General features: G+C 43.9%; 3 protein-coding genes. All 3 read left to right on the top strand.

Annotated features, from left to right (window positions below; translation table 11 throughout):
• The first annotated feature begins 17 nt into the window (after positions 1 to 17).
• The 3 genes from ACYFDN_RS20700 to ACYFDN_RS20690 all read left to right on the top strand — a co-directional run bounded on the left by ACYFDN_RS20700 (position 18) and on the right by ACYFDN_RS20690 (position 12,052).
• Positions 18 to 7,037, top strand: coding sequence for a hypothetical protein (locus tag ACYFDN_RS20700; protein WP_483512549.1), 7,020 nt, complete (start codon positions 18 to 20; stop codon positions 7,035 to 7,037).
• Positions 7,038 to 7,119: 82 nt separating this feature from the next.
• A complete protein-coding gene (locus tag ACYFDN_RS20695; protein ID WP_483512548.1) occupies positions 7,120 to 11,463 on the top strand; it encodes an RHS repeat-associated core domain-containing protein in 4,344 nt (1,447 codons plus the stop codon).
• Positions 11,464 to 11,494: 31 nt separating this feature from the next.
• Entirely contained in the window at positions 11,495 to 12,052 is a 558-nt protein-coding gene (locus ACYFDN_RS20690; RefSeq protein WP_483512547.1) for an ankyrin repeat domain-containing protein, read from the top strand.
• Positions 12,053 to 12,187: the final 135 nt, after the last annotated feature.

Here is a 12,187-nt window from a genome sequence, read left to right as displayed (position 1 = left end):
CCGAAAATGGCAGAGGGATGGATCAAAACCAAAATAGTGTTGAATTGGAGGCAGAAGACGCCTTTGTTCATAAATTTGTGGTGGATATTACCAAACCTAGCGCACCAACTGTTAACTTACCGCTTGCTCCAGAGGAAACACTTACAAACTTAAGCACTATTGTTTTAAGTGGCTCGCGTGAAGACAACAGCGCTATTTTTGTTAATGGCTCTCGATTAGTTGACTTAGGCTCTGGTGATTGGTCTTTTGATTACCCTCTACAGGAAGGATTAAACCAATTAATCCTAGTTGCAAAGGATGGATCATTTAATGATTCAAATAGTGTAGAGCTACTGGTTCGTCGAGACAGCATAAAGCCACGTTTTGTTCAGCAAGCTGACTATCACACTAAGCTATCACCAAGCTATATCTCAGCAAACCTTGTTGAAGACGGCAGTGGTGTTGATGCGGTAAGCACTAGCCTCGAGCTTAAACGTAGTGGGGTTAGCTTGGCGGGTACTATTGAGTTAGTAGATGAAAGTGAAATTCGCTTTACTCCAGCCGCTGAGTTAACTGATGGCGTGTATCAAGTGCTAGGATCAAGTGCCGACAAAGCAGGCAATACATCTTTACCCTTTAGTTACAGCTTTACTTTAGATCGCACTAAACCAAATCTACCACAGGTAAATAGTTACGATTCAGTAACCTCGGTGAACGTTTATACCATTTCGGGTAGTAAAGAGGCGAACAGTGCTATCTATATTAACGGTGAGCTACAAGTAAATGCCTCGGCATTAGAAACGTGGTCGCATACTTTAGACCTTGTTGAAGGCGATAACGTTTTTGAGCTTCAAGCTAAAGATTTGGCTGGTAACCTTAGTGATAAAGCTACAGTAAGCATTCGTTATGACAATACCGCTCCGGGCCCAGTAGCAATTAGTGTTGAAGAGGAAGGTAATGGCACTACCTTACGTTTGACTTGGGCTGGTTACGATGAGCTGGCAAATGGTAATGATATTGATGAATATCGAGTTTACGTTAAAACCAATACCTACCAGAACATTGCGGGTTTAACCGCCGTAACTACAATTCCTGCTGGGCAGAAATATGCTGAGTTAAGCGGGCTTAGCCGTGACCAACAATTACATGTTTCTGTTGTCGCATTTGATAAACAAGGTTTGTTTAACTCACTAGTCTCTGCGGTTGCTGTTACACCTAAAGATGTAATAGCGCCAAGCAAACCACAGCAATTACAAGTGGTTTCCAAAGGTAATGCCTTAGCCTTAAGCTGGCTTGCTCCGCAAAGTAACGTTGCTGATTTAGCTAGTTACCGAATTATAGTTAATGGTGATGCCACCAATCCGATTGATATCGATGTGAGTGCTTTGCCTAACCCGCTTAGCCAAATGAGTTACGAGTTGGAGCAATTGTTGGCAGCGTCTGCTTATGACTTGTCGTTAACTGCAATTGATAGCAGTGGCAATGAATCGCCAGCTATTACCCTTAACGCCGCTACTTTACTGGCGAATCCAACTGGCTTATCAATTAATGAGTTAAGTAATAAGTTAGAAGTAAGCTGGCAAGCTGCTACGCCATGGTCACTAATTAAACACTACGCCGTTTATGTAGAGGCCTCGGCGTTTAGCAGTGTTGCCTCGCTACAACCTAAAGCAGTAGTTGCTAAAGGTAGCAGTTTGCAAACCTCTATTGAACAAGCTGTTGCTGGCCTTAGCAATGATGTTGATTATTATGTAGCTGTAACGGCGGTTAATATCTCAAATGGTCAAACCGTTGATGTTACTCCTATTATTGGTACTCCTCGGGCTGATTTAGATGGGCCAGTGGTAAATAGCATTCGTTATGTCAGCCAAGGAGAGCAGCAAGATCTTTCGGCTACAGCTACCTTAACCAGCAGCGGCAAAATTGAAGCTGTAGTTAGCGATTTGTCAGCCATTGGCCGAGTTGAATTTTATATTGATGACCAGCCTATCGGTACCGACTTTACCGCGCAAAGTGGTGGAGTTTATAGTGTCGATCTCGATCTTCTCACGCTAGACGATCAAGCTTATACCTTAAAGCTTGTGTTGGTAGATACATGGAATAATCAATCGGAGCCAAGTTACAACTTTACTGTTGCTTTAGCTCCTCCTGCTGCGCCGGTGTTTACTGTTCCAGAAAACAACCACACTACTAATGCAGCAAGTACGCAGCTTAAAGGCAAGGCAAGCCCGGCAACCCAAGTGCAATTGTATCGAGATGTTGCACCTGTAGGCGATTTAATTTTAGTTAACAGCCAAGGTGAATTTAGCCAAATAGTTGAACTAGAAGAGGGCAGCAATAGTTTCACCGCTAAAGCGCAATATCCTTCTCGAGAAGTGTTGGGTAATGCTAGTGATGCTCTTATTGTAGAGCTGAACTCACGTATCCCAGACGCGCCGAGTGGTTTAACGGCGAGCTCTGCCAAACTTGGTCAAGTATTCTTGAACTGGTCACCGGTGGTCAGCAATGATGCGAATAATTTAGTCGCGGGTTATCAGTTATATCGTCTGAGTACAATGTTCAGTCAAGTAGCTGAAGCAGGGGCTCCAATTAATGCGGAGCTACTAACTAAAGCTGAATATGCCGACTTACCAGTAGATGATGGCGAATACTACTACGCAGTAGTAGCAGTGAATCAACTGGGTACGCTTAGCGCATTATCAAATGTTGTGAAAGTGAAGGCAGACAGCAACGGCCCAGTTGTAGAGTCAATTACTTACAAGGCCTTGGGCCACTTTGATGAAAGCACCGAACGCTTTGGCGTAGGTGGAGTAGAAGTTAGCCTGCGCTTTAACGAAGTGTTACGTAACGAACCCTATTTTGCGGTGCTGCCCGAGAATGGTTTACCTATCCCAGTTAAGCTACACAAAGAATACAACGACGCTCAAACTTATAGTGGTAGCTTCAATATTACAGAAGACACACTAAGTGGGACGGCCTATGCCAATGTTGCGGCCTTTGATTTAGCCAATAACCGTGGCACAACCATAGAAAGTGGTGACACAATAACGATTGATACGCTTGCACCAGAAGTGACGCAGTTAGTTATTAATCCATCTCAGCCATTAAAAGTTGATGAGGACAATGGCTTAGCTGTGGAAGTTGTGCTTACTCTAGCCGACGAATTGAAGCCAAATTCCCTGCCAATGTTGATCCCTGAGGTAGGTGGTGAAACCTTAGATAGTTATGCAAGTGGTATCGATTTACAGCTTGACGCTGTTAACACGGTATCACCAATTTGGCGAGGTAGCTTTACCTTGCCTAATACAGCCGGTACTAACGAGCTAGGGGAGCCGATTGCCGATACCTTAACTTTCCAGTACTCAGCAGAAGATGATTTAGGCAACCAAACGCAAAAGATCCACGGTCAAAGGCAGTTTCAAGTGTACCAAGGTGACTTGCCACCACTTGCTACGCCTACTCAACTTACCGCCATTGCAAAAGCTAATGGACAAGTGGCCTTAAGCTGGAAAGAGGTTGAGCAAGCTTCAGGCTATGTTCTATATCGCAAAGAACCAGGTAGTGATGTGTTTAGTGAGTTAAGCACAACTGAACAGCTAACTTATTTAGATACCACCTCGTTAGATGGTGAATATACTTACACTGTTGCTAGTGTTCGTAATAGTAACCAGCAGCAAGCTATTAGTGCGCAAAGTGCCGGTGTTGCTGTATCAGCAGATAGTGTTGCACCTAAAGCACCAACAGCATTACAGCTTGATGCCAATGGTTCGGGTATATTGCTCACTTGGCAAGCGCCGCAATTTGACGAAAACGATCAAGTGCAAGTTAGCGAAGGCCTTAGCTACCTTGTTTACCGTTTAGATTTGGCCGAAGGTGAAAACGCAACGGCTGATATGTTGCAAAGCGAAACACCGTTACAACAAGACATTCCCAAGCCAATCGCTTTAGATAATAGCCCAGATGAAGTTCAGCACAGTTACACCGTTGTGGCGCTAGACGCTGCAGGTAACCAATCTGCTCCTAGTGAAGCTGCTTACTATAACTTTGGTTTGCTGCCTGTATCTAAGCTAAGCGTTGCCGTAAAAGGCGGAGAAGCACCTGTATTAAGCTGGTCTCATCCGGGGACTGCGATAAATGGCTACAATGTATACAGCGGCGAGGACAACAATTTGCAGTTGTTATCTGCTAGCCCTATTGCTCACCAGTCGGGGCGTATAGCGTTTACCGACACAGAGTATTTAGGAAACTCAAGCAATAATGGCACTTTATTACAGCGCCGATATACAGTGAAAGCTGTCGACGCCAATGAAGTTGAAAGCATTGGTCACTCTATCTATTTACCTGCTCTAAATACTTCCTTAGCCAAGCAAGTATCCGGAGAACCGTCATTGTTCCGTGGGGTAATGAATACGCTTGAGTTCAACGTAACCAACAATGGTGACGAAACACTTAATGGGCTTAAGCTAAGTGTAATTTGGGATGACAACGACACGTCGCGCGAACATGTTTCAGACGTGTTTAAGCTTGAGGCTGGTGCAGTAGAGTTGGTACCTGTTGTTATCGGTGGTTATCAAAACTTAGATGTAAGCTCTGGTTTAACACTTAATATACAGCAGCAACCAGTACAAGGTGACTCAGTAAGTATTGAGCAACAAGCTGAGGTATTAGTGGGTGATAAAGCCTTGTTTGCCAATATCAATCTCGATACCTTCACTCGTGGAGGTACAGGTAAAGCTAGCTTCACGCTAGAAAACACCAGTGACGTAAGCACCGAATTACTTATGGCGCTTAACAGCGGTACTAAAGCGTCCTCAGAGATTAGGTTTGTTCTAGAAGACCTAGAAGGAAATATTCTTTCTACTTCTCCAATTCAACAGTTCACGGGCAATGTTGTAAGTGTTGCAAATGGTGCTGTGGTAGCGCGTATTGCTCCAAGTGGCAGCTTTACCTCAGCGGTATTTGATATACCAGTACCCGAAGCCGCACCCGAGCAAGTTAATCTGCGATTAGAGATAGACAAGCTGCACTACAATACTGGGCGAGATAGCCACGTAGAGATCGCTGGCATCGGTAGTCAAAAACTGGTGTCTTTGGTTGACCTACCTTACTCAGCAACTATTACTCAGCTTACACCTACCGAGTTATATGGTGCAGGTGAGGTAACTATTTCAGGCTTCGCTATCGATTCCAATAGTGGTGCGCCACTGCCGAGTTCACCTGTTACCGTGGTAACTCAAGTTCGTGGTTTTGAGCAATTAGCTACCGTGTTTGCTGATGGTAATGGCGCGTATAGCCATAGCTTTAATCCTCAAGCCGTTGCTGGTAAGTATGCGGTATCTGCAATTCACCCAGACAGCATCATGCGGCCAGCGCAAGCAGAGTTTGTGGTGCAAAACGCTAAGGTTAGCCCTGCAAAATTAGTGGTTAAAATACCGAAAAACTACCCACAAAAGGTATCGGTTAAAGTGACCGCGGGTGACAGTACTAACCTTGATCAGTTACGCCTTGTTCATGTTGGAGATAGCGCAACAGAAGATGCTTACCAAGAGGTTGCTACGCCAGAGGGAATAGAGCTTATTGCTCAAGCGCCAGTGTCTCTGGGGCAAAAGCAAACGGCTTACCTGCCACTTACCTTTAGTGGAAATAACAATGCGCCAGATAATGGCACTTTAACTTTCCATGTAGTAGCCAATACTGCATCTATAGAAAATAAAGTGTTAGGCATGGTTGAGCTAGATTACACCTTGTCTGAGGCATTACCTTCGCTTGTTGCAAGCACTGATTATTTTAATACTGGTGTAAAACTTGACGGTATCACCAGCGAAACGGTTACCTTGAGCAATAAAGGACAAGAGCAGTTAATAAACCCGCGCTTGCAATTGCTTGATGGGCATAACCAGCCAGCGCCTGATTGGGCATTCATTAGCTCAGCCATTCAATTATCTGATATAGCGGTAGGCGAGTCGGTTCCGGTTCAAGTGCAGTTCCAACCTAACGACAGTATTGCCGAAGGGAGTTATGAGTTTAGATTAAAAGTGCTTTCCGACAATCACCAAGATTTCCAAGTGCAGTATTTTGTTAATGTGGTGACCAGCGAAGAAGGCTCGATTGACTTTAGAATTGGCGATATTTATACCGGCACTGAAGATGCGGAAGGAAATACCATTTGGGGGCTCCACAATGCCAAAATTGAGTTGCAAAACGAGTCTGTGCTGGAGATTAACCCTAGCGCTTATTCCGACGTTCACGGTATGGCTAATTTTGTTAATTTACCTGCCGGTAATTATAGCTACCGAGTGAGTGCTTTTGACCACTCAAGCGTAAGTGGCCGTGTAAAAATAAAGCCCGGAATCATTCAACTGCAAGATGCCTTCTTAATGAATACCGTGGTGGATGTGCAATGGGACGTGCGTGAAATCTTAATTGAAGATAAGTACGAAATTGTGGTTAAAGCCAACTACAAAACCAATGTGCCTGTAGCGGTGGTAGAAGTGGCTCCTCTAGCGGTTAACCTACCAGAGATGCAAGCTGGCGAAGTGTTTTATGGAGAGCTTACCCTAACCAATCATGGCTTAATTAAGGCCGATACACTTACGGCTAATCTTCCTAACAGTAATCAATACGTAAATATGGAGTACCTTGCCGAGCTACCTGAGACCTTGGAAAGTGGCGAGGTGTTTGTATTGCCTTACCGCGTGCAAGCCATCAGCAACTTTAACCCAGCACTACAGGGGGATGCCACTGGCGCAGGTTGTGGTGGTTTCCAGCTGGATGGAAGAATTACCTACAAGAGTACTTGTTCGAATGGTTCTGTTGTAAGCAGCGCTTCTATCGTTACTTGGCTGAGTAGTTGGGATGCCCAATGTGACACTGGCAGCGGTGGGGCATGGTGGTGGGGATATGGCGGTGGCGGCGGTGGCGGCAGTGGCGGTAGTAACGTTAGCAAGAAGCCACCAAATGAAATCGCCGATGAGGATGATGATTTGTTCTGTGCGCCTATTCCATTTTGTACTGATGACGAATGCGGTGGCAGTAACGGAAATGGCTCGGGCTCTTAGTTAAAAGTACACCTATAAAGTTGAAAGCTTGGTTGGGCGCTCTATTTGCCCTAACCAAGCGCATTAAAGGATTGAAATACCCATGAAAGGAATCTCAATGGTTCGCACTTTGTTAACAGTATTAAGTCTGTTACTTAGCCTCCCGGTTTTAGCTATAGGTGGGGTAGTTAGTGATAATGCCCCTCCTAATTTTGCGACAGGCAAAATTAACGAAACATTTACAGACCTAAGAGTAAAGGTGTTAGGTGGATATGTACGAGTTACTCGTAACATCGAAAATGGGCAGTGGGTATGGAATCAAAGATGGAGTGCCTTAGAGCCAATCGGTTCTGACGAAAAAACGCTACATCCCGAGATGTTTAAGCGTCAAGATCAAATTTATCTAGCTATTCGCGATGCCAAGCAAGCAAGTTATGAAAATCAATTAACTTACCGTATTACTTATTTAGAAGATGAAGATCAATACCAATGGACTGACCGCTTAGGCAACTCGGTTAATTACGACATAGTTCGTAATGAAGATGGCATGGTGCTAACAACGAGCATGGTTAGCTATCAAGACAAAAATGGAGTGAAAGTAAGTGTAGAGCGCGATCAGCATGGTAATGTTCAATTTGTAAAAGACCACTTTAACAACGTTGTCTTAACTTATCATTGGGAGTTAATAAACGGTCAGCAACTTCTCACTAAGATTACTACCTACGATGAAAGAGAAATAACCTACGTTTACGATGAAAATAATTACCTATTAGAAGTTATAGACCCTCGTGGTGAATCATATCAGTACACATATGACGCCAAAGGCTTGTTTGCAGGGCTTAATGATCCTCAAGGCAGAAGCACTCAATACACGTTTAGTGCACCAGAACAAGTGTTGGTAGCTAGAGTAGGGGCAGGAGGACATAGCTGTGATTTTACTATTACTCGAGGTGCGGAGTTAACTAGCCGAAAAACCCAAGGTGCAGGTTCAATAATTTACAAAAATAAGTTTAATGAAGATACTCGTGAATACAGCCGCATTACCTATGATGCTTCAGGGGTAGAAACAGAACGTCGTTACAATGAGCATGGTCAGCTGGTGAGCTTAACGGTCGATGGTGAGCAGCAGCATATAACAACAACAGTTATGTCCGACGGCTCAGTAGGCGTAGCAAAACTTATTAAGCAATACAATCTGGCCTTTGGCGTAACAGTGGTTACTAACTTGGAAGGAGCACTTATTAGTAAAGAGTGCTTAAAAATTCCTTTGGAAGAAAAGCCTTCACAAATTGGTAATCAAGAACTTATTTACGTAAAGCAACGCATTAAAACAGACCCACAGGGAAGAAAAACCACCACCGATTACGACCAGTTTAAAAACCCTGTTAAAGTAACTTACCCAGACGGTACAAACATAACTCGCACATACAATACTCAGTTCAGCCTACCACTCCAAGTAAAAGACGAGCGAGGGCTGATAACCGAATATCAATATGACGATAATGGTAATTTACTAGCGTTAGTTGAAGCAAAAGGCACTAGTGCGCAACGAACAATGCGCTACACCTACGATCAATATGGTCAAATGCTTACACAGACCAGCGGTGAGTCTAGCGCTGGCAATACCGTGCTTTCAACCACTACCTACACTTACGATAATTATGGTAATACCTTAACGGTCACCAATGCTCTACAAGATACTACTACCTACAAGGAATATGATGATCTTGGCAATGCCAAAGAAGTTGTAGACGCGGCAAGTAACACATGGACTTATGCTTACGATGCTGTTGGTAATCTATTAAAGGCTAACAACCCTTATGGTGAAGGTACCAGCTACCTTTACGACAAAGCAGGTAACATGGTGCAGCTAACCGAAGCGAATGGCGCCATTACAAAAGTAAGTTACAACAATGATAATCACCCTTTAACCGTTACCGATGCGGCAGGTAAAGTAAGCAAGTTTGAATATGATCCCAATAACCGTTTAACGGCCGCAATAGATGCCAATAACCACGGTATTTACAGCCGTTACGACAGCCAAGGCCGTATAGCGGCAGTTACCGACGGCGAAGGTAATGTTACCAAATATAATTATGCTCAGCAGCGTTTAGATGCTATCGAATACCCAACTTATAAAGAGCAGTTTGCTTATGATGTGCGCGACCGTATCTCTAAGGTAAACCAGAGTGCCTTAGATATTGCAGTTGAACGTGGCATGGTTTACGACCCCAACGGCAATGTAGTTAACAGCACCGACGCTAATAGCTATCAAACCAAGCAAAGTTACGATGCCTTAAACCGCTTAATTAGCGTAGAAGATGCCCAAGGCGGCATTACCCGCTTTACTTACGATGCGCGTGATAACTTGCTAGAGGTAAGTGACGCCGAGCAGCGTATTACTCGCTTCAGTTACGATTTACTCGACCAGCAGTTGAGTGAAAGTAAAGTAGACGATGCTACCTTAAAACGTGAATACCAATATGACGCTCGTGGCAATCTAAGTGTCACAATAACGCCGGCAGGTCAGCTTACTCGCTATGATTACGATAAGGCTAACCGCCTTATTAGCGAGAGTTTGTTTGCCAACAAAGACGACAGCTTGCCGATTAAAGTAGTTACACATAGCTACAATGCCTTTGGCCAATACACCGGTTATCATCAACAAAAAGGCAGTGCGGCTAGTGGCATTACTGCGGATATTAGCGAGTTAAAAGAGACCTACAATTACAACCAGCTTAATCAAATTAGTAAGGTAGATGTTGATTACGGGGTATTTGTAAAAAGCTATCAGTACAGCTACCACGACAACGGCCAGTTAAAAAGCTATACCAACCCCGAGGACATAACCTACAGTTATTTTTACAATAAAAATAGCCAAATACAGGCGGTGGTATTACCCGGCTTAGGTCAAATTAGCTTTAATAATTATCAATGGCAGCGCCCGCAAAATATTACCTTACCCGGTGGTAACAGCATTGCCTATAGTTACGATGGCCTGCAACGTGAGCAAAGCCGCAGCTTACTTGATGCCGCCAACAACAGCCTTGCTAGCGCTAGCTACAGCTTCGACTTAGAAAACCAAATCACCCTTATTAGCACCGAACACGGTGACTATAAGTTTAACTACGACAGCTTGTATCGGCTAAATTTAGCCGAATATCCAGCAGCGGCCGGCGGTGGAGAATACTTAAGCCAGCAAAGCTTTGACTACGACGCAGTAGGCAACCGCTTAGTAGAGCAAAACACCACAACCAGTGGTAATAGCACTACCCAGCACACGCTAAACCGCGACTACAACAACATTAACCAGCTAAGCAGCCAAGCCTTAGCTGGCGAAGAGGATTGGGCCTTTAGCTATACCGCCAATGGCCACACTAAAACTAAAACCTATGTGGGTAGTCAAACACCGAACGGCCCCAGCAAGGTAGAGTATGTGTACAACCAGCAAGAGCGATTAATTGCAGTAAAGCATGATAACGTCATCGTTGGTCAATACGCCTACAATCCGCAGGGCATGCGCATTAGCAAAACCGTAAATGGCATCACCACTTACTTTTTATATACCGACCAAGGCCTAAGTGCCGAGTACGATGCCAGCGGCACTTTGCTTAAAGAATATCACTACACCCCGCAACGCACCTGGAGCACCGCACCGCTATTTAATCGGGACGCTAACGGCAAAGTGTACTACTACCAAAATGACCATCTAGGCACCCCGCAGCGACTAATTGCCAGCAGCGGTGCAGTGGTGTGGCAAGCCACTTACAGTGCCTTTGGTAAAGCTAGCATCAGCATCAATACTGTTGAAAACAACCTGCGCTTCCCCGGCCAGTATTACGATGCCGAGAGTGGCCTGCACCAAAACTACTTTAGAGATTATGATCCGAGTTTGGGTAGGTATGTGCAGAGTGATCCGATTGGGTTGCAGGGAGGTGTCAATACCTTTGTATACGTAGGGGGGAATTCAGTTGGAAGAATTGATCCATTAGGCTTAGCTGCGTCAAATTGCCATCAAGACAGATGTAAACAACTTAGAAAGGATATATTTCATAAATATAACTTACTTATAAAAGAAAGACTTAAATATGATCCAGTATCCGATGCTAAAGGTGGATTCCCGATGAAAGGAGGTAAACTAACCAAGCCTGGTGGACATTACAAAGAAATGAATGACTTAAAAAGAGGGCTGAAGAAAGATATTACTGAGTATAACCAAAAGTGTAGGGGGGGAGATAATGGCGGGGGGCCGATACCTCGTCATATAGATGAAGCGGCAAACCGTCCAGATGCAGACCCTTCACCTTATATGTCAGAGTCTAGCTGTGTGCGTTGTGTTGTTGGAGCCGCAGTGCTGGGTTATGGAGCATATCGTGCCATACGATTTATTCCCTCCTTAGCTCCGCCGTTGTGGTGGACAATACCAATTAATGCAGCGACGCCATAATTATCTTTTTACAGGCTTGGGAATATCGGATATGAATGAATTAATAGATGCAATATATGATGAAAATTTGATAGAGCTGGAGGCTTTATTAAAAGAAGGACATGATCCGAATATTGTTAGCAACGGAAGTAGCGCTTTATCGTGGGCTTGTTTGATGGGAAATTATGATCTGGTTGAATTAATCATAGAGTATGGTGGGAAGATAAACCTTGTAGATGACGATGGTGTGTCGCCATTGATGAAAAGTATTTATGAAAACAAGTTGGATATTGTTGATCTTTTAATTAGCAAGGGGGCGTTGATTAACTATAAAGATAACCGTGCTCAGAGTGCCTTGATGGTCGCTTCGAAGTTTGGTAATGAAGATATTGTGAAGAGCCTTCTTATTGCTGGCGCTTATTTAGATGCTAGAGATATAAACAACCGAACTGCATTGCATTGGGCTTTAACGGATTTCGATAATAGTAAGATTGTTAAGCTGCTTTTAGATAACGGAGCGTCTCAACAATTGAAAACATTAGAAGGAATGACCCCATTAGATTATGCAGTTGCTTTGAAAAGAGAAAAATCTAAAAAACTGCTGAAATAGTAAATAGTAATAAATGGTCAGAGTCACTTTAACAGTAGCTCTGGCTTAAGCGATGTATGGCACTGTATTAAACAGTGTTTGTAATAAATATTTAGGGTAGTTCACTAGCCTGCTAATGGGCTTTTAAAGGATTAA

This window comes from Agarivorans sp. D1326, from assembly GCF_056958115.1.
The sequence above is the reverse complement of the archived record's forward strand: the minus strand, read 5'-3'. Positions and strand labels throughout refer to the sequence as shown.

Bases quoted from the DNA above. Each gene is read 5' to 3' on its own strand.
- ACYFDN_RS20690 (WP_483512547.1), top strand. From the start codon at position 11,495: ATGAATGAATTAATAGATGCAATATATGATGAAAATTTGATAGAGCTG.
- ACYFDN_RS20700 (WP_483512549.1), top strand. From the start codon at position 18: ATGGATCAAAACCAAAATAGTGTTGAATTGGAGGCAGAAGACGCCTTT.
- ACYFDN_RS20695 (WP_483512548.1), top strand. From the start codon at position 7,120: ATGAAAGGAATCTCAATGGTTCGCACTTTGTTAACAGTATTAAGTCTG.